This is a genomic window from Candidatus Woesearchaeota archaeon, from assembly GCA_016187565.1.
GTDB lineage: Archaea > Nanobdellota > Nanobdellia > Woesearchaeales > JACPJR01 > JACPJR01.
Genome location: JACPJR010000021.1, coordinates 1 through 18,387, shown reverse-complemented (window position 1 = coordinate 18,387; position 18,387 = coordinate 1). Strand labels below are relative to the sequence as shown.

The 18,387-nt window shown below is 41.5% G+C and carries 18 protein-coding genes and 1 tRNA gene; 11 read left to right on the top strand and 8 right to left on the bottom strand.

Annotated elements, in window-relative coordinates:
- Nucleotides 1–33: 33 nt before the first annotated feature.
- Nucleotides 34–537 (bottom strand): hypothetical protein, encoded by a 504-nt coding sequence (locus HYW21_06030; protein ID MBI2548881.1) that lies wholly within the window; start codon nt 535–537, stop codon nt 34–36.
- A 233-nt stretch (nt 538–770) separates the two neighbouring features.
- Between HYW21_06030 and HYW21_06025 the strand changes: the two genes are divergently transcribed.
- Nucleotides 771–977: a histone family protein gene (locus HYW21_06025; GenBank protein ID MBI2548880.1), complete on the top strand. Its 207-nt coding sequence runs from the start codon at nt 771–773 to the stop codon at nt 975–977.
- A gap of 70 nt (nt 978–1,047) precedes the next feature.
- On the opposite strand, the gene HYW21_06020 is transcribed toward HYW21_06025, so the two are convergent.
- A complete protein-coding gene (locus tag HYW21_06020) occupies nt 1,048–2,277 on the bottom strand; it encodes an ATP-binding protein (GenBank protein ID MBI2548879.1) in 1,230 nt (409 codons plus the stop codon).
- Nucleotides 2,278–2,446: 169 nt separating this feature from the next.
- Between HYW21_06020 and HYW21_06015 the strand changes: the two genes are divergently transcribed.
- The gene (locus HYW21_06015) at nt 2,447–3,007 is read left to right on the top strand and encodes a hypothetical protein (GenBank protein ID MBI2548878.1); all 561 of its coding nucleotides are present in this window, start codon (nt 2,447–2,449) and stop codon (nt 3,005–3,007) included.
- Nucleotides 3,008–3,095: 88 nt separating this feature from the next.
- Nucleotides 3,096–4,691: a hypothetical protein gene (locus tag HYW21_06010; GenBank protein MBI2548877.1), complete on the top strand. Its 1,596-nt coding sequence runs from the start codon at nt 3,096–3,098 to the stop codon at nt 4,689–4,691.
- Here HYW21_06010 and rnz read toward each other — a convergent pair.
- The gene (rnz, locus tag HYW21_06005) at nt 4,678–5,571 is read right to left on the bottom strand and encodes a ribonuclease Z (GenBank protein ID MBI2548876.1); all 894 of its coding nucleotides are present in this window, start codon (nt 5,569–5,571) and stop codon (nt 4,678–4,680) included. The genes HYW21_06010 and rnz overlap by 14 nt on opposite strands.
- A 136-nt stretch (nt 5,572–5,707) precedes the next feature.
- Here rnz and endA point away from each other — a divergent pair, with 136 nt between their 5' ends.
- Nucleotides 5,708–6,241 carry a tRNA-intron lyase gene (endA, locus tag HYW21_06000; protein ID MBI2548875.1) on the top strand — a complete coding sequence of 178 codons (534 nt, stop codon included), beginning with the start codon at nt 5,708–5,710 and terminating at the stop codon, nt 6,239–6,241.
- 376 nt (nt 6,242–6,617) lie between these two features.
- On the opposite strand, the gene HYW21_05995 is transcribed toward endA, so the two are convergent.
- Nucleotides 6,618–6,741: transfer RNA gene (locus tag HYW21_05995), tRNA-Leu, on the bottom strand.
- Between the two features lie 62 nt (nt 6,742–6,803).
- Nucleotides 6,804–8,837 carry an ATP-binding protein gene (locus HYW21_05990; GenBank protein ID MBI2548874.1) on the bottom strand — a complete coding sequence of 678 codons (2,034 nt, stop codon included), beginning with the start codon at nt 8,835–8,837 and terminating at the stop codon, nt 6,804–6,806.
- A gap of 128 nt (nt 8,838–8,965) precedes the next feature.
- On the opposite strand from HYW21_05990, the gene HYW21_05985 reads away from it, so the two are divergent.
- The 5 genes from HYW21_05985 to HYW21_05965 all read left to right on the top strand — a co-directional run bounded on the left by HYW21_05985 (nt 8,966) and on the right by HYW21_05965 (nt 14,067).
- Entirely contained in the window at nt 8,966–9,238 is a 273-nt protein-coding gene (locus HYW21_05985; GenBank protein MBI2548873.1) for a hypothetical protein, read from the top strand.
- A 47-nt stretch (nt 9,239–9,285) separates the two neighbouring features.
- Nucleotides 9,286–9,681: a DUF371 domain-containing protein gene (locus tag HYW21_05980; GenBank protein ID MBI2548872.1), complete on the top strand. Its 396-nt coding sequence runs from the start codon at nt 9,286–9,288 to the stop codon at nt 9,679–9,681.
- Nucleotides 9,678–10,157 (top strand): RNA-binding protein, encoded by a 480-nt coding sequence (locus tag HYW21_05975; protein MBI2548871.1) that lies wholly within the window; start codon nt 9,678–9,680, stop codon nt 10,155–10,157. The genes HYW21_05980 and HYW21_05975 overlap by 4 nt, the downstream gene beginning before the upstream one ends.
- Before the next feature lie 39 nt (nt 10,158–10,196).
- A complete protein-coding gene (locus HYW21_05970; GenBank protein ID MBI2548870.1) occupies nt 10,197–11,759 on the top strand; it encodes a hypothetical protein in 1,563 nt (520 codons plus the stop codon).
- A 208-nt stretch (nt 11,760–11,967) separates the two neighbouring features.
- Complete coding sequence (locus tag HYW21_05965; protein ID MBI2548869.1) at nt 11,968–14,067, top strand: hypothetical protein; 2,100 nt, start codon at nt 11,968–11,970, stop codon at nt 14,065–14,067.
- Nucleotides 14,068–14,073: 6 nt separating this feature from the next.
- Here HYW21_05965 and HYW21_05960 read toward each other — a convergent pair whose 3' ends face one another.
- Nucleotides 14,074–14,517: a hypothetical protein gene (locus tag HYW21_05960; GenBank protein ID MBI2548868.1), complete on the bottom strand. Its 444-nt coding sequence runs from the start codon at nt 14,515–14,517 to the stop codon at nt 14,074–14,076.
- A gap of 126 nt (nt 14,518–14,643) precedes the next feature.
- Here HYW21_05960 and HYW21_05955 point away from each other — a divergent pair, with 126 nt between their 5' ends.
- Nucleotides 14,644–15,489, top strand: coding sequence for a nucleotidyltransferase domain-containing protein (locus tag HYW21_05955; GenBank protein MBI2548867.1), 846 nt, complete (start codon nt 14,644–14,646; stop codon nt 15,487–15,489).
- Nucleotides 15,490–15,522: 33 nt separating this feature from the next.
- Nucleotides 15,523–16,104 carry a hypothetical protein gene (locus HYW21_05950; GenBank protein MBI2548866.1) on the top strand — a complete coding sequence of 194 codons (582 nt, stop codon included), beginning with the start codon at nt 15,523–15,525 and terminating at the stop codon, nt 16,102–16,104.
- A 71-nt stretch (nt 16,105–16,175) separates the two neighbouring features.
- Here HYW21_05950 and HYW21_05945 read toward each other — a convergent pair whose 3' ends face one another.
- Together HYW21_05945 and HYW21_05940 are read right to left on the bottom strand one after the other, a co-directional pair.
- Nucleotides 16,176–17,336 (bottom strand): hypothetical protein, encoded by a 1,161-nt coding sequence (locus HYW21_05945; protein ID MBI2548865.1) that lies wholly within the window; start codon nt 17,334–17,336, stop codon nt 16,176–16,178.
- Between the two features lie 142 nt (nt 17,337–17,478).
- The gene (locus HYW21_05940; protein MBI2548864.1) at nt 17,479–18,075 is read right to left on the bottom strand and encodes a 50S ribosomal protein L15e; all 597 of its coding nucleotides are present in this window, start codon (nt 18,073–18,075) and stop codon (nt 17,479–17,481) included.
- Between the last annotated feature and the right edge of the window lie 312 nt (nt 18,076–18,387).

The following is an 18,387-nucleotide window of genomic DNA, read 5'->3' as shown; positions in this document are numbered from 1 at the left end:
AAACGAGGTAAAAGAAACGAACTACCTTGATCATTACCCTGTTAAGTCTATCTCTAGCTTCTTGATATCTTCTCGCAAGCTATCAAGAAATGCACTATTTTCCATTTGGTGCATCATTTCGCCACACTCTGGGCATTTGAATTCAAACTCAGTGGCGTTGTGGAAATCTAAACGGAGGCATCTGTTTGCACAGGAGAAGAAATCATTGCCCTCTTCACGTTGCAGGCGTTCTTTCAGTGTTTTAAGTTTTTTTCTTTTGAGATCATGGAAGAGTGTTTTCAGCTGAGCCAAGTTCATGGTCCAATAATAGATATACCATCCCTTTTTGGTGTCTTTTTTACGGGTGAAGGTTACCAGATTATTGCTCTGCAAGCGATAGAGCATATTTCGTGTTGCATTGATATCCAATGCCAGTGTGTCGGCAATAGAGAATTCAGAAACATTTTTTTTGTTGCGAAGACTTAATACCAGAGGAATAACATCCTTTCCTGCAACTTCTTCGATTACTGACTCAATTAATTTCGTCGATAGTTTCATTGTGTACACACCCCTTTTCCTTCATTTTAGGATATTAAGGTTTAAATATTTTTCGTTTTTTTGGATAAAATAGGCTTTTCGTGCCTTTACTCGTTTAGATCATCCTTTTTTTAACCAAAAAAGCTCTTTTTTGGTCTTTAACCAGAAAAAAAGCGCTAAGATCGAAAAATTTAAATATTGCAGGATATTTAAGACTACTATACTCAGAAGGAGCATTCGGAGGGATATCCATGATGTCAAAACGCCTTATTCCATTGGCAGCGATGGAGAAAATCTTAAAAAACATCGGTGCAGAACGTGTTTCTGATAATGCAAAACTGGCCTTAAAGAATGTTGTTGAGGACATTGCAGAAGAGATTGCAACAAATGCCGTGAAGTTGGCAGTCCACGCAGGCAGAAAAACGGTAAAGGCTGGCGATATTAAACTCGCTGCAAAGTAGGTTGCGATTGTGTTGGCAACCTATATAAATGAACGATTTGATTGTATTTCCATTATTTATTCTGCTGAAGCTATAATCTCCTGAGAAGGAAATCTTGGAGTGAAATCATGTGCTCTTTGGTGGTTGATTTGGTAACCAAGATTGCTGAAAATTGCTTGTGTTTTTTTTTGAAGTCCTCTAATCCTTGTATTTCTCTCTGAGGAATATTATCGGTTGAAGTCACATTAATGGCAAAGGTACTGACAATAAAATCGACCTCTGATGTCATTTCTGACCAATAGTAGATCTCTTTAAATGACCCTCGCAGTTTTATAAACGTACTGCTCTCAAACATTTGACCTAGGTTTCGTGAATATTTAATGTTCACGGCATTAATGAGCCCATTGTCCAGTGCATAGAGTTTAGACAGTTTGGTGACATCATGGCGGATTTTTGCTGAATACGAAAAATAATTGACTTCACCGAGAAGATAACAATCAATCATATAGGAAATATACTCAGCAATGGTATCTTTCGAGATTCCAAAAACACGAGAAAGTTTATTGATACTTACCTTTGAACCAGAGGTACTTACTACATAGCGTGCAATCTGAAGAAGCTGTTTAGGGTTTCTCACGTTATATCTTCCCACAATGTCTTTATGGACAATGTCTTCAAAGTACTGTTGAAGAATGAACCTCTTTTTTTCAGGTGATGGTTCCAATATCACTTCAGGAAAACCACCATACAAGAAATACTCTTCAAGTGAAGCATCTGGTGCAAACGTGAGAAACTCTTGGAAGGATATTGGTTGGATCTCAAAGGAGAGATTTCTTCCGGTTAACAGTGTTGAGAACTCTTTTGAAAGTAAGGATGCTGATGAACCAGTTACGATAAATTTGATGTTCTCTTCTAAATCATATTTTGTTCTGATCCATTCCTCCCAGTGAGGTATTTTTTGGATTTCATCAATAAAAAAAAAGATTTTTTTGTTGTTCCCTGAATAGGTTTTATATGCCGTAAGAACCTCATCAAAAAGTGTAAGGCGTAAATCATTGGCAAAATTATAATCTTCAAGATTAAGGTAAAGGATCTGTTTTTTGTGAACGTTCTTTTGTTTTATCAATTCGATCATCAGTTGTTTAATGAGCGTGGATTTACCTGCCCTTCTCACTCCCTTTAAGGTGACAATTTCTTTTCTTTCCATGTAGGGAAATATCTGTTGAATGTAGGCTTCTCTTTTGATACCGACATCTATCTCTTTCTCCCACAGATTCCATTGCTTCAAGATGGTAATGATGGTTGATTGGTCCATAGTCAAGTCAGAGGTGGGTAAATACCTACTTATTTATAAAGGTTGCGATTGTGTTAGCAACCTATATAAATGAAACGCCTTGAGAGAATTCTTTGAACTAAAAGAGAGATATATATATATATAACCTATACTAATATACCTTTAGATACCTTTTTGGAAAGAATGAGGTGAAATAATGAAAAGCGGCGTGATACTGTTGGCACTAGTTGTAGGAATTCTGCTACTTGCAGGATGCACGAGTAAAGGTGCAACCGGTGAGGCATATAAGAAGAATGTCGAACTTGGAGAAAAAGAACTAAAGGCAACGTCATGTGATGGGGATGACATCTGTGAAGCAAAAAACGTTGAAGCGAATGTAGTTAAGGCTACAAACCAAGTAGAAACAAAATCGATTGATGCTATCAGTGGCTGTTTCCATCCTGAAGGTAATGGTTGTGGTGGCACTGGTGTTGGAGGGTTCTTACAGACTCAAGTACTTAAGTCTGGAGTGGTTGAAGCGACCACTGTTGATGCAGATGTAGTTAAGGCTACAAACCTCCTTAATGCTACATATGTATATACCACATCGTTGTGTGTTTCCGGATACCCTGAAAGAGACTGCAACCCCATGTTACAGAGCGGTATTACGGCTGGCACAAGGGTAGTAGCTCGGGAGTTCGAAGGAGAAAGATTACTATTGGGTGGCTGTATCATAACAGTTAATGAGACTACCAGTGAATTAGAAGTGGATTGTTAACTAACCTGTTTTCTTTGTTTTATTTTTTTTCTCTTTCTTTTACACTGAGTACTAAAAAGTAACAAGGTTTATATATTCTCCACAGTTTATGAGCACAATTCCTGCTGTTCAGCACTTGTTGGAGATGTGTGTCGTGGATCGTCTAGAAACTCTTCGTGCAACCCATCGTTGCTTTGCGGCTATTCTTCAGGAAACTGATCGACTGGGCCTTGTCTATCCCGGAGATGGAGGAAGCACATCAAAAGGAGCAGTTGTCCTTGGCAGACTGAATTTTCTTGAACTTCGTGGTGATAATGATGTCTATCGTGAATCTCTTGATGAACTGACAACACTATTGCTTCAGGATGCTCCACTTCAGTATAGTGGGCAGCAGCGTGATGCGCTTCAGCTCGCCATGCTCTATGGTATCCTCGGTCCTGGATGGGACACCAGGAAAACAGATGCTCGTGTTTTATATGCGCAGCACCACTTTGATACAGGGAGATTGTCTGCCTTAAAAGGAGCTGATTGGTTAACTACTGCAGTACTTGAAACGCACGATGTTGTTGAGGATCACGTTAAACAGGTCATGAAGCAGCGTTTTTCTCGAGAAAAACCAGGAAAAAGTCTGCATGATCTTCCAGAAGCAGAGCAACGAGTCTATATGCGGCAGACAAAGGAATTAATCCAAGAATGGCTCGAGGCTATTGCTTCAGATTTTCGTGACAATATTAAAGAAGATCCAGAATTTTACAGGGATTGTGGATATGAAGATTATGACGCCCATGAGGTTCCTCGAGCTCTCCTACAGACCATGCGAGAGGTTAATCGTGGGATAAAAGCCCTTCCCTATGTGCTCGATCTAATGACACGGCCATGGCATGCTGACTATTTTACCTACTTTTTGCGGTTGTACAATACCTCACGGAGATGGGATGGCTTAGCTCAGGGAGATAACGTTGATCCAGAATACCTCTATGCCTTAGATAGAAGAGGCTACACATCATTTGTTTTTGAACGGGCCCAGATGGCAAAGCCTTTAGACAGGGCTGATAATACAGCAACACTCTTGGGATATGGTCTTCCTCCAGGAGTTCAGCTCTATACTCCCCCTGATGCTCAAGATCATCGACGAGCAAATAAAATCAAACCCTTTGCACCAGCACGCCAGGTTCTCAATGGTTTCAAGAATCTTGTTTTTTTAACCGAAGCATTGCAGCACTATGCACCTCGTATTCCTACTGAAGCCCAGTCAATTGTTGATCTGGATCCTGAAGGACCATACTATAGAGAGCTTCTTCGCGTAACAAAAGAGGCGTTGTCTGCATTTGTAACCTCTGCTTCTGGTAACCTTGGGTTATTGGGCTTTGTCCGGCGTCCTGTCTATCATCACACTCTGAGGGAGTATGAAGCGCGAGGTGGTCTTGATCAATTAACAGACCCAGGCGAAACACTCTTTCCCTGGTGGCGTCCTCTTGAAGCCAGAATTGGCAGATATTTTGATGCACGCGTTGTTGCATATGCTGTCCTTGCACGGGACATTGCACGAGAAACCCCAAGTACAAGCAACACGCGTCAGTTGTACAAGGATGCCATTGTCTTTTTGCGGATGGCAGAGAAAATTGAAGAAGAAAGGTTTTATCGACCCCGTCTGTATGTCCCCCGAGAAGTGACCATTGCACACCTTCGTTCTAAACAGTTTTGACCTTCATGAAATCATAGGCACAGCTAACATTCGTGAAAACGTCACGGGCATCTTCTTCAATCTCTTGGGTTGTTTTATACCGTTGGGAGAAGTGAGTTAAAATCAATTTTTTGACATTTGCCCGATTTGCAATCAATCCTGCTTGTTTGGCTGTCAAATGATGGTATTCCTTTGCTTTCTCTTCAAGGTTGCTTGTATACGATGCCTCACAGATAAGCAAATCTGCATCTTGGGCAAGGGTAATGGCATTTGCGCAGTATTCGGTGTCGATGACAAAGGCAATTTTTTTCCCAGGGACAAGATAGGTAAGCTCTTCTGGCGAATAGGTTTTTCCCTTCCAGGTTATCGACTTGTTGTCCTGGAGTTTTCCTAAGAGTGGACCGTCAGGAATGCCAAGCTTTCTCACTGCAGCTACTTTGATTCGTCGTTTATCAGCTTCTATGAATCGAAAACCAAGACAGGGAATACCATGTTTGAGCGGTAAAGCAGTAACGGAAAAAGAATCCTGTTCAATAATAACTCCTTCGTTCACTTCATGAACCTGTAACGCTACTTTACAGTCAAAGAGAAATGCCTTGAACATAGCCGCTATATGTTGTTCTGTTCCTTTAGGGCCATAGATCTGCAAGGTTTTTCCATATTCTGATGATGCCAAGGTCTGCATGAGTCCTGGAATACCAAGGACATGATCACCATGCCAATGACTGATGAGGATTTTGGTAACTTTCGTTGGTTTGATGTCTGCTATCTTCATCTGGCGTTGGATTCCTTCACCACAATCTACGAGAATTCCTTCTGCACCATACTCTAAGAAGATCCCTGAATGATTCCGTTCTTTGGTTGGCACCATACAACTCGTGCCCAAAAACGTGATGTGCATTTTTCCTCCTCCCCTCTCGCGTAAACTTGTTATCTTTTTGTTATATAAATGTTCGCTTCATAATTCTCCACCTCTTGTTCACTTGTTTGATTTTGTCCCAAAACTATTTAAAGAGGAGCCGTTTTAATGATTTAGCATGTCTAAATCGACCATTACGACCTTGTTTACCCACGAACGAGTTATTACTGAAAATTCAGATGAGGCAAGAGAATTGTACAACCAAAGTAGATTTGGTTCTCTGCTTGAGGATGGTAAAGTACAGCTTTCATTACTTGAAGGGCTCTATCTTATGGACAAGAAGCGTCTTGTCGTTGTTGATGGTCGTGGTAAAGAACTCAGTTTTGAACGTTACCTTAAAAAAGCACAAAAGCATGAACCTAATTTCTGGATAAGGTATTGCGTGTTTAAAGACCTCAGAAATAGGGGCTATATTGTCAAGACTGCATTGAAATTTGGTGCAGACTTCCGTGTCTATGATCGGGGTGTTAAACCAGGAGAGGATCATGCACGATGGATTGTTTATCCTGTTCATGAAGCAGAAACGAGTACTTGGTATGAATTTTCTGCCAAAAACAGAGTTGCCCATAGTACGAGAAAGCGATTACTCATCGGCGTAGTTGATGAAGAAGGTGACGTTACCTATTATGAGATCAGATGGTTGAGACCATAACACGGGAGGATCTTTTTGCTCTATGAAGAACAGCAAGGATAGTGAGGTCTCTCAGCTCTCTTATAGCTTACCAATTGCATGAAGCAGCTTTTTGTGTCCCTTTACTAATTCTTTGAATTTCCGTATTTCATCGATAACGATTTTTGCTTTTTCATCGTTCAAATTGTCTGATTTTACCATTTTTAATCCACTGTAGGATACTCTATTTTGTCCATTCTTTATTTGAAGAGAGGTTGAGAATATAAATCTTTTTCCAATTTTAACAATTAATGGATAAATGAGGTAACTATAATTATGAGATCAGATGGTTACGTGGGGATAATGATTGTTTTATAAACCTTATGCTGGGTTTTTATGCTGAATAAAAGAACATGAATGAGGGGATGGGGATTCGAACCCCAGTAGGCACTAAGCCAATGGATGACTTATCCTTGATATGTTTTGAAGAACTTTCTCAAGGAACTTGAGTCCATCCCGTTTGGCCACTCCGGCATCCCCTCAATTATGAGGGATATACCTTCCTATAAAAACCTTCCTCTGTTCGTTTAAACTACTTTTGTACCTATTCAACAACTACGGACGCTTTATTTTTCAGCTGTGGTGTTGCCTGGTAATGAACAAGATAACTGTCTCGATGATCTTTAATGGTGGTAAACCTTGCAAGTGTTGCCATAACTTCTGCAATGTTCTGCGTTGCCATGAGTTTTTCATCGTACGAAATATGCTGGAAATGGACACTGTAGCGCTGTTGATGAATGCTAAGATTTGTCAAGATAATCTCATCATTTAACGTATAGTTCTCACCCTGAAGAATAAGGAACTGTTTGTTGACGAGTGAAGTCAGATGTTCCCTTGCTACTGTTTTATGAGCAGTTGTCTCCAGAAATTGTGCAAAGCTAAATGTTTTGAGGTGAAATGCTTCTTTCAATATCTGCATCTCTGTTGCTGTTAATGTGTGAATGGGGGGAAGTTTTTTTCCTTTAAGGGGATCTTGCTCTATGTCGGTGAGAACTGTTCCATTCATCATCTCTACCAACAGTTGGTATTCCATCCCTTTTTCTTCGCACACAAAAAGCTGTACAGGGACTAATACCGTACGAATGCTGAGCGGAACTGAGGTCATGAGCAGAAGATCGTTCGGTGTAATCTTTGGTTTGATGATGGGTAGGTACTCTTTTTGCGTAAAAGACTCTAGTTTTTCTGCAAAGGTTTCTTCCTGTGGTTCAAGAATGTCAATAGCCTCTCCACCATGTTTTGTCCGTCGAGGTCGCACCGCAATGACTAACGGCATATCAACAATTCCGGTAATCATGGCTTGGCCTATGGCCAGATTTTTAATGGTTTCTTCTGATTCAACAGTAATACCCTCAACTGAGCTCATGATGGCGCGTAAATCCTGAGGGTTAGTCACCTTTAGAATAATCTGTGTGGTACATTGACTTAAGATATTTTTATCAATACGGGCAGGTCGTTGAGAAATAACGCATAATCCAAAGCCGAATTTTCTGCCTTCAGAGGCAATGCTGCGTAATATTTTTGAAGATTTTGCCTCACCAAAACTCCGCTCTGGCATAAAGGCATGCGCCTCTTCGATAACTGTAAAAAATGGAGGGATCTTCTCCTTTTTTCTTTCTTCAAAAAGATCCTTGAGTATCTTGTAAGCAATGATCTCCTGAAATTCGGGGAGAGTACCTTTCATATTAAGAATCGAACATCTTCCTGGCTGGACGAGTTCATGATATGGTGTCGGGTCGAGGGAAAAGAGTCCTGTTTTGTGTACCTGATCAATGACGCTGATGAGGGTGTATTTCAAGCTACTTTCTTCCTGCTCAAGTGCAAAGAGAAGATTAGTCAGCGTCAAGGGAATGGCTTGTTTCATGGCATTGTACAAGAGTGAGCGTTGGCTATTGGAGAGTTTTGTTGGGAGTATATGAAGTAGTTCTTCTGGCGTAAGATGTTGATCCAGTCGTAGGGGTGTAACATCACCAAGAAGCTGAGGATCTCCAAATTCCTTGACTTGTTGTTCATAGCCTTTCTGGGTAATACCAAAAGAATGCATCTGAAGCTTATCCTCACTATTCTCATTTGGCTCGCGCAAGGTTCCATACTCGCCGTGAGGGTCAATAATGAGTAATGGTATCTTCTTTTCCATCATCTCTTCGAGAAGCGTTCCCACAATGTAGGATTTGCCTGAACCACTTTTCGCAAGTACAGCAACATGTTTGGTAAGCAGTTTATTGAGATCAAGAAAGACAGGTATGTCTTTACCTTCAAGCTTGCCAACATAAGCACCAGAGTGTTTGTTGCCCAAGGTAATAATTGCCTGAATCAGTTTGTCTTCTGCAATAAGCACTTCTGTTCCTGGTTCAAAGGGGGTCATGATCCCTTTGATTCTGCCACGCTCATCCACATAACCAAGAATAAAACAGCTCGCAATGGTTTTTTCTGCATCACGAACAAGTTCCGCGACTTGACAGAGTACTGCGCCATGATGTTCATGAAGAACTTGGACAAAAGAGAGTTTTTTTGTTTCTTGCTCTACCAGAAACTGAAAACTTGTCGTTGTCACTTTTCCAATAATCCTTCCCAGAATCATGAAAACAAGAAAGAAGATGGTGTTTATAAGAGTTATTATGAATACTTTTAAATAGAGCGGGTTATTTTTCCTTGTACGTATGGTAACACTTACCCTTATCAGTATCAACCGGTGTTATGGAGGAAAAAATGGTAGAGCATAAGAAAGCAGCGTCAGCATCAGAGATAAGTCAAGAGCAACAAGTTGGATTTCATAAAGGTGCATTATCAACCCTTGCAAAAGAGCGACAAGAACTCTTACGAATCTTACAGATTGTGGAACAACTCATGCAGATGCATGTTAAAGGACTTCAAGATCTTGGTGTTGATCTCGCCAAAGAGTCAGAGAAGGGACAACAATCAACACCGCAGTCAACAAAGACTAAAGAAAAACGGCCTATCGAAGATTTGCTTCCTCGCTGAACAAACAAGAGGCGTAGGGAACGATGTCCGCATAGGGTAGATAGTCTATGAACATGATGGTCTTTCACTGTTGGGGTCATCCCCATATCCGTGCGACACATTCAACGACCTTTGAGTTTACCAAAGAAGGAGAGATGACGGTGCGAGGCACGTGTATTATCGGCGTTCGTGCGAATTTTCAGTTTCCCATTCATTTACCTCCCGTGTCATTCCAGAAAATAAAACTGATGCTTTCCCTTGAGGATATCGAGGAAGAGATACATGCTGAGTATCATGCTTCCTTTACGAGTCCTACTGAAATGGTCATTCGAAAAAGTGCGTTTACCTCCGAGAGAACATTTGCCATTCATGCTACCAAAGCTGCCATTGATCTGAAGAGAGCGTTCGTAGAAAAACTCCAGAATGCAACTGCGAAAATGACGGTGAGGATTGTTCCATTATGAAACGTCTTCGTTTGCGAAAAAAAGAACTCAAAGAATTGCAAACGCTTCTTACAACACGTTATGGACTCCAAGATTTTTTTGATAAATACGACAAGAATGTTGTTATCGAATTAATCGGAGACACCTATCTTTTTATTGATGGCAATGTGGCTTTTTTTTGGCTACAGGGAGAACTGATTCCGAGCCTTAAACTCGTCTTGCAGAGCAATTTCTTGAAGACCGTAACCATAGATATGGGTGCGGTGAAGTTTGTTGCGAATGGTGCAGATATTATGCGACCAGGCATTACTACAGCGGATGCAGCTATCGTAAAGGACGATATGGTAACTATCATTGATCAAAATCATGGTAGACCATTGGCAATTGGCAAAGCACTGTACGCATGGCAGGAATTTCAAAACATCACCGAAGGAAAGATCATCCGTAATCTTCACTTTGTAGGAGACAAGCACTGGAATTTTAGCACCAAAAAGTGAGTAGATTTATAAGGAGCACTTATTTCTGCGCCTTTCTTTATGTCTCCTCAAACAACTATTGCTGATAAGGAAAGAGAATCTTACGGAAGTCTGCATCTTCCGACGATAGATACCCATATAAGGGCTATTTTGACTGAAGCTGAGCGACAATATGGTCGTAGACCGTCTTTTGTCGTAGCAGAAGGTACTCCCCATGAAACCGAGTTTTTTTCTAAATATATTGCTTTTGATGAGACACTTCCTTATTTTTTATGTAGCGATTCTATTGTTGGGGCAACAGAGGCTATTTTACAAGAAGTAGCTCCTAGTGTTGACCAGCGATATACTCCTGCAGAGGTTGAACTTCTCCGCTATGGTATTGGTGGTGCTATTGTCGGACACGGCTTTAAAGAATTAAAGACCTCACCCTCTTTTTTCATCCGGCATCCCCTTGAGGTTTTTCATCTATTATATCGTTTGGGCATTGTTGACTATACTGGTAGACCGCAGCCCGCTCAACTTGCTCTTCTCTTGGGTGGCTTAAATCATGATTTCCCTGAAGAGACGACCAAAACAACTATCCGTGACCAAATGTTACGAGATGGTCATTATGCATGGAGGGAGAAGCCGAGTGGAAACAAGCTTATCCCACAGCATTGGTGGAAAATTCCTGAGACTGATCGACAGCGCTATGAACAGCAATCCCGTCATTCTGTTTATACTACGTTACAGACTCTTATGAACAGTTTGGAGGGGTGCTTAGATTCACCCCGCATACGTGCAGATGGTGTTCAATTTTCAGATAGTGAGAGAGCAGCATTACGGGACGAAATCCGAAAGATTGGTCCAATTGTTGACCTTGAAACGGCTCCGCATAGTATGAATTATTTTGCCTATGGTGGTAGACTTTTTGACAGTGGAAAACACCGTTTAGCGATGGGAGAATCTGCATCTGACGTCTATTCTTTTCCTTCAACGGAATATACCCCTGCAATCCACCGTGATGCTCAAATGATTAAGTTCATCGACCGTGCACGAAATACACGAACCATGAGGACAACCTATACGGGTAGACAGCCGAATGGTGATGCTTTTGATGAAGTGAGACAACTTTTTAATTTTTTTAAGAATATTTACCTTTTAGGCCTAGCAAAGGGATGTTATCAAGCTCGCGCAGCAGTTATTCAACGTGACTTTTCTCGATTATCAGAAATTCCCCATTATCGGGAACTCTTGGAGGCAAGTTTGGACACCTTAGACCAATTCCTCAAGCGAGAGGAGAATCATACGTCCTGGCCACGAAGGGTAATGTATCAACATGCATTAAGTGCCTATGAAGATGCGGGTGGACTCAATGGGCTTACTACTCAAGGAGAGACTGCAGAAAGAATGGGGATCTATCGTTATTTTGGCGATCACTTTGATGGCATCCTCGGCGCATTTTCGGTTATTGCCCTTGATTTCGCGAGAAATCCTCCACGTGTTGAGGTAAGGCATCAGCGATACAAAATGGCACTCGCGTTTTACCGAATCCTTGAAAGAATCCGCGATGATCACTGGTATGTTCCCCAATTCACCTTTACCACTGACCAAGCCCGTCATATTCATGATTCCTCACAGTAAGCTCTTCCATTAGTTTGGGAAGTATTGTTTGGGAAGTATTCATGATTACCTGACTGATATCAAACAAGAACATACATTTGTGACATCCATCTGTCAGCATGTTTAAATATGTAATCTTTTGCGCCTCACGAGCAGTTTACAAAAGGTGTAGGTAAATAATTTAAATGAGAAACTCCAGAAACAAAACAAGAGAATGACGTGAAAGTATATGCAAGAAGAGGCAATAGTAGACAGTCATGAAACGAGTCCACATCTCCTTAAGTTAATGTTTGAAGGCTTTTTAGGTGAAGGAGCAACATTGGAATCTGTACAACACTTAGCAGATCCTCTCCCAAAACCTCTTGCAGATGGTATTCTTGGTACCTTACGACGCTTAGATGCTTCGTATAGTTCTCAAAGAAGAGAGTCAAGGCACGGCCCTGTTCATCTCGAAGAGATTGATGGTATCGATCAAATACTGTTACTTGATCCACAAGAACAGGCTGCATTTGTCACTGCATTTGATGAGAGTATGGTTGCCCATGTTGGTCCTTTTTATGATTTATGTCATAAGCTGCTTGACATAGGGGGATTAAGAGCTGAACAAACACTTGATTACTTTGGGAATTCCGCATCTGCAGTCATAGGATTTACTGATTCTTACCAAACGTATTTAAGAACACTTGAAAAAATTGGTAGAGACTTCTTTTACGTACATCCTGTGTATCCCCAACGTTTTTCACAATCTAATGCTGACTATGTAACTGAACTCAGACAAGTCGTTCCACGAAATATGGCTATGTTTACAAGAAAGCGAGAGCCTTATGATATTCATTGTGCTGATGGTTGTTCTGATGAAAAGCATGCTCCTTTAGATGGAACAGTTCTCCGTATTAAAACTTCAAGAAAAATAACCGAAAAGGTTGTTACGCATCTTGCAGGGCTTCTTAGGTCTCAACTTCCTAATCATTTGCCGTCAGGAAGTGGGGCGCATGAACCAAAACCATTGGAATGGAATGACGTTTTTATTACTGATATTCTTGGGGTGGCTGCTATGGGTCATCGAACATATCACTCACAACCAGGAAGTAATATCGGTGTTGAAAGGGTTATTAATGATGCCCTTGGCGGCGGTCGTTATCGAAGCGTAAAAGCGAATCGTATTAGGAGCGGTGCTGATCCTACGCCTTCACTTGCTGGAAGAACATGGAAGGCTGATGCCCGTGACTATGCAGAGGGTTATGATCGTATTGTGGCATTAGGTCCGCGACCATTTACCATCGATGTAAGATGGGGTGACTGGCCAAATCACGCAATAAGTGCTCTAGGAGCAAATGGCCATCATCGACTTTCCCGTGCTTCCTGGCAAACCTTGATGAGAGATGAAACCTATGGACCTCTTTATGAAGGCGTTGCAGAAAGGGTGAACGCACTCTTAGCAGAATGTTTTTTTCCTTCTGTCGAGGAAGTCGTCCTTGAACGACAGTATCGCCTTGTTGATTTTATCTTTCGCCGCCTTCGATCATTGAGTTCACATAATGCTTCTCCTACAGATTTTGATCAAGCCCTTGGAGTGTTCATTCACAGGGAATTGGGATATGATGCAAAGAAAACTGATGCCTACAAAACTCAGTTCTCTAGAGAGATGTGCAGCATGATTCAAGGCTATAATCGGGTCATCGAATACTACCTAACGCTTCCCTTGGAGACCTTTTTTCCATCTTCTCCTGCAGGATCCAGTGAAGCAAATGGGATTGATATGCATACTATTCAAACAACACAACATATTCAACGACTCTTAAGACAGGCACATGGCCTTGCTGGAATCTCAGAGCAGATGTACCGAGATAACCAATGTTCCCATTGTCAAACACAAAAAGCACGCTTACACACTTTAGAACAGAATCTTGAATCGCTTCGAATACTTTATACAGATGTTATTGCCTTTACTGATGATCCACGATTTGGCAGCGATGTTGCCTATACTTGTGAGAATGAACAGTTTCTCAGTAATTATTTTGATGGACAGCTCAAAGATCTTCACCTGCGAGAAGAGAGTAATTATCCTGAGCTTCGCTTACAGCATCAGATTGGGCTCGTTGCACATCTCCGTGCGCTTGACGCCTATACCCGTCTGATGCAAACACCTTCTTCTGACATGACCGGAGATTATCGAGAAGCTCTTGATCGTTTCCATGCCTTGAGAAATTACACGACTGCGTTCTATGAAAGAAATGCAGCATCATTCCCCTTACCTGCACGCGTTCGTTATCAAACAGTTATGGCAAGGGCAGGACAAACATTGTCGTCGTTGGTAACACCACAATAATGAACTCTATTTCACCCTCCTTTCCTTTGGCACGAAGTTAAGAATAACATTCTGTTTTGCCTTACCACACCCATAAAAGTCGTTATTATGCTTTACGAGCACAAATCCTTCAGGAGCTTCTTTGGCTATATCGTTTCCTCGAATCCAATCCACGACTTCTTTACTCTGTAGTTCGACGATATGGTGGGTACACTGTGCTCCAATACACTGACTGCCTTCAATGCTCAAGCGTAAGGTACCATGATGATATTGACCAAAATACATCCCTAGAGCATCGATCTTCAGTTTTGAAAGCTCTACGTTAAAAACTTCTTTATTCACTAAAACAATTCGCTCATGTTCATTCATCAGAGAAACATAATCAAGTTTTCCCCTGAAACCATAAGCCTTTTCTAGAACCTTCATCAGTTCCTTGATTTCCTTGCTATTCATAACCGTGTAGCGTTGCATAACCCTGTAAGATCTTTGAGATTTAAAAATCTAGTGCTTACCATTCGCTTTCCGGGGACTTCAGTGTTCTTCCATCAATTTACCCTTTGAGAATAGTCACAAAGCTTAATAAAGCTCGCTGGAGTTATGATGAACAAAAAGAGAGAGGACTGTTCTATGGACTTCAGGATCCACGAGCGAAAGAAACAAATTGAGCAGAGATATCAGCATGAAGATCTACAGTTGGCACGAGAGTTTACCAAAAAGATCTATAAGGAATTTGGCAATATGTTAAAGGCTGTTGTTCTTTTTGGTAGCCAGACCAGGGGAACAACCTCTCCCCAGAGCGATATTGATCTGTTAGTTATTGTTGATGATGTCTCTATCATTCTTACTGCTGAGATGGTTGAGGCTTATCGTATCATTACGGAAAAGACCTTACTGCGTACCTCGATAAGGATTCATGTCACAACTATGAAATTAACAAGCTTCTGGGAATATATCAGAGCTGGAGATCCTATTGGGGTTAATATCCTCCGTGAAGGGGTTGCCTTGATTGATACTGGTTTCTTTGATCCACTCCAGTTACTGTTGTTTCAAGGAAGAATGCGACCATCCGAGGAAAGTATTTGGACTTATTTCACGAGAGCTCCAAGAACATTACACAACTCAAAATGGCATCTCCTGCAGGCAACCATTGATCTCTATTGGGCAGTGATTGATGCTGCTCATGCAGCCTTAATGCGCTTGGGAGAGGTTCCTCCAAGCCCAGAACATGTGGCAGATATCCTTCATGAGAAAATGGTCAAGAAAAAATTGCTCCATGAACGGTATGTCCATACTATGCGAGAGTTTTACAAACTCACCAAGATGATTGTCCATCGTGAAATTAAAGAGATCTCTGGCGAAGAATATGATCGATATGCTCGTGAAGCCCAAGATTTTGTTGAGACCATGCGGGCCTTTATTGATCAAAAACGGATAAATAAGTGAAGCTATTTAAACGTCTCTTGCTTTCTCCTTTCCATGCCTTTTGATAGTGATAAGCAGGGAGTCTTACAGAAGAAAGATAAAAGTAAGAAAGGAGATGTTGATCCTGAAATCAAAGAGATCATTACCTTATTCAATCAACACCGTGATTACTTTACCACTAGTTCTTGTGCAGGAAGAAGTATGGTGTATGCCCTTCCTTCAAGCAGAAAAAAGCATGAAGCGGTCTGGTTATTGGTGAGTCATAGCGGTGTTACGCTTGCTGAGCTTCAGCGTGCATTGGTTTCTCTTCCTGAAGACCCGGTCTGGGTAAAATTTGAGCCATTGATTGTCCACGTAAGATGTCGTGATCTTGCTGCTGCCAAAAGTATCATGGCCTGTTGTTCTTCCTGCGGGTTAAAGAAATCAGGAATTATTGCCTGTGGAACAAAAATGATGGTAGAGATGATTGGGACTGATTTCCTTGAAATGCTTCTCGCAAAAGAAGGAAAGCTCCTTGTTGATCAAAGGTATCTTACCTGCCTTGTTGAGGAACTGAACAAAAAACATCAACGGAACAGCGAGCGAATAGAAAAACTCAGGAAATCACTTACTGCAGTAGGTAACCGTGCAAAGTAAACCTTATTCTATCACAGCGCCGCCATCGGCGTGGCGTGCGTCCTAAGAATGGGATGTTTAGAATCAAACTTTTAACCGACAAGAATATTCTTTCTGTTTTCCAGCTCTTCACGTAGTGTTAATCGTTTTTTCAACCGATTGAAGGTAGAATCGGTGATGATAACCATAAGCACGAAAGAAACAACAACAATCATGATGAGCATGATAATGACGCTGGATTGAAATGTGGTTGCGGTAATGGGACCAAGGATGGTAAACAGGGTTACGGGTACTAAAATAAGCACATCAGAGAAAAGGGCAACGGTTAGTCCAGTGTGTGACATTGCAAACAGGCTTTCATGTTCTGTCGTGTATGCTTTATGGACACCAAAGTAAATTGCCCAGTTAATCGTAGCAAGAATCACTAATATGATGGTCGTAAATACTGCAAAAAGATACCAGCCATAGCTGAGCAAGAGACCTTCAGTAATTTTTCCCTTGGTAACGAGCATGAGGAACAAGGTCAGCAAATAAACAAAAAGTGCAAGGATCATTTCTTTGATACGGAGCTCACGCTTTAAGTCACGTACAAAGGTGATATGGTACGTCATAGCCTTTTTTCTTGGTGCAGGCGGTTCAAGGAATGAAGGAACATGTTTCGGAGTTGCATGTTGTTCTCCTTGTCGTTGCTGTACTTCTTTTCGCTCTTGGTATTGCGCTAATCGTAGCTTTAAGAAATCGGTGCTCGGTGTGTCTATATTGCTCTGTTCCTGAGTAAAGAGCTCGGTAACCTCATCATGTTCATCCGCTTGTGGTAAGGGAGTTAGTGAAGGAATAGGTGGAGGAGCGGGTGGGGGGGGAGGCATGTGCTGTTGAAGCTGATGAATTGATGGTTGCACAAGAAGATCACGATGTTGTTGTGTTGCATGAGCTTCAAGCACCGTTATCATGGCCTCTTTTGTCTGACAATGAGAAATCGCCTGTGCAAGGTCTTCATGCTTAAAGATGTCTTGAATCCATGAAGCAAAATCATTTTTGTGCTCATTGACGTGCCACCGAAAGGTTGCCTCGTCCATTCGTGGCAGTTTTTCCCGTAAATCATGAAGCGTTCTCAATACAGAACCATCAGGAAGTCTAAAGAAATGTCGTGGATCAAGGGGTTCTTGATGGTGTAGATCTGGTTGTAGTGGTTGTATTACCCTATTTTCTGGAAAGCTCTCTTTTTTTGTCAAATCTTCAATAGGAATCACCATGCTTACACATTTGACTTATAGCAAGTCACACTCATACTAGTAATTTTATCGTAAAGAAGGACAGGATATAAAAACATTTGTTATGCCTGTAAAATGGTTAGAGAAGAAACAAATAAAGAAAAAAGAGAAATAAAAAGATCATTTACTTAAACTGGTGGTTTACTTTCCGTTGGTAAGCGGCTGCTTTACTTGGTCTGACTTTTTCAGCACCCTTGCCCTTTCTTCCACGGATACCACGTCCTTTTCTTCCTGAACTTGTTAAGCCTCGAAAAGCCCTTCCGCGATGTTGTGGTTCATTGATCCATGAAAAACGTGGATCGCTAAGAATCCCTGGATGGTTTCGGTCAAGGAGGATGATTTCATACCAGTAGTACTTACCATCCTTTGCCACCTGATAGCTGTTAAGCACTTCACAGTTAGGATATTTTTGATTAGCCCTCTCTTCTGCAATGCGCTGATAGCTCTTATCAAGGACCATATGGCGTCTAAAGTGTTTTGGCCTTCGTCCAGATCGGATTGTTGGTCGTTGATGGCCTCCTCTCAGAAGTCGTTGTCTCACCACAAGGATTCCCTGCTTTGCTTTGTATCCCAAAGAACGCGCACGATCTATCCTCGTTGGATGTTCAATACGAATAGTTGCAGGCTCTCTTCTCCACCGGATTAATCGTTGTCTCCAGAGCTCACCAAGATTTGCTTTTGGCTGTTTCCACAGCTCTCGTACCTGTTGGTATAATCCCATGTTGGCCTCCTTCTCTGCTCCCTTTCTGGGAAGTTATGTTTTCTTGCTTATTTTTTTATACGTCGTATGCTCGATGCACGGATTCAGGTAAGCCGTTACCTACATTTCCGGCATATCACTGCATCTTTGTTTGTGGAGTAGGGAACATTTTATAAAGCTTATGCAAAAAATGGCTTCATCCAAAAATTGTTTCTAACGCCTGAATTGAAAATAACAACAATAGAGGTGCAGACGCCCAAAATTTCAGCAGAAATTTTGTGCTACTCGGGTTTCCCCTAAGGAACCCTCCCTCGTCCTGCACCAATGTTGTTA

Bases quoted from the DNA above. Each gene is read 5' to 3' on its own strand.
- HYW21_06025 (MBI2548880.1), top strand. From the start codon at position 771: ATGTCAAAACGCCTTATTCCATTGGCAGCGATGGAGAAAATCTTAAAA.
- HYW21_05950 (MBI2548866.1), top strand. From the start codon at position 15,523: ATGCCTTTTGATAGTGATAAGCAGGGAGTCTTACAGAAGAAAGATAAA.
- HYW21_05945 (MBI2548865.1), bottom strand. From the start codon at position 17,336: ATGGTGATTCCTATTGAAGATTTGACAAAAAAAGAGAGCTTTCCAGAA.
- HYW21_05990 (MBI2548874.1), bottom strand. From the start codon at position 8,837: ATGATTCTGGGAAGGATTATTGGAAAAGTGACAACGACAAGTTTTCAG.
- HYW21_05955 (MBI2548867.1), top strand. From the start codon at position 14,644: ATGATGAACAAAAAGAGAGAGGACTGTTCTATGGACTTCAGGATCCAC.
- HYW21_06010 (MBI2548877.1), top strand. From the start codon at position 3,096: ATGAGCACAATTCCTGCTGTTCAGCACTTGTTGGAGATGTGTGTCGTG.
- HYW21_05975 (MBI2548871.1), top strand. From the start codon at position 9,678: ATGAAACGTCTTCGTTTGCGAAAAAAAGAACTCAAAGAATTGCAAACG.
- HYW21_05965 (MBI2548869.1), top strand. From the start codon at position 11,968: ATGCAAGAAGAGGCAATAGTAGACAGTCATGAAACGAGTCCACATCTC.
- HYW21_06030 (MBI2548881.1), bottom strand. From the start codon at position 537: ATGAAACTATCGACGAAATTAATTGAGTCAGTAATCGAAGAAGTTGCA.
- HYW21_05985 (MBI2548873.1), top strand. From the start codon at position 8,966: ATGGTAGAGCATAAGAAAGCAGCGTCAGCATCAGAGATAAGTCAAGAG.
- HYW21_05970 (MBI2548870.1), top strand. From the start codon at position 10,197: ATGTCTCCTCAAACAACTATTGCTGATAAGGAAAGAGAATCTTACGGA.
- HYW21_05960 (MBI2548868.1), bottom strand. From the start codon at position 14,517: ATGCAACGCTACACGGTTATGAATAGCAAGGAAATCAAGGAACTGATG.
- endA (MBI2548875.1), top strand. From the start codon at position 5,708: ATGTCTAAATCGACCATTACGACCTTGTTTACCCACGAACGAGTTATT.
- rnz (MBI2548876.1), bottom strand. From the start codon at position 5,571: ATGCACATCACGTTTTTGGGCACGAGTTGTATGGTGCCAACCAAAGAA.
- HYW21_06015 (MBI2548878.1), top strand. From the start codon at position 2,447: ATGAAAAGCGGCGTGATACTGTTGGCACTAGTTGTAGGAATTCTGCTA.
- HYW21_05980 (MBI2548872.1), top strand. From the start codon at position 9,286: ATGAACATGATGGTCTTTCACTGTTGGGGTCATCCCCATATCCGTGCG.
- HYW21_05940 (MBI2548864.1), bottom strand. From the start codon at position 18,075: ATGGGATTATACCAACAGGTACGAGAGCTGTGGAAACAGCCAAAAGCA.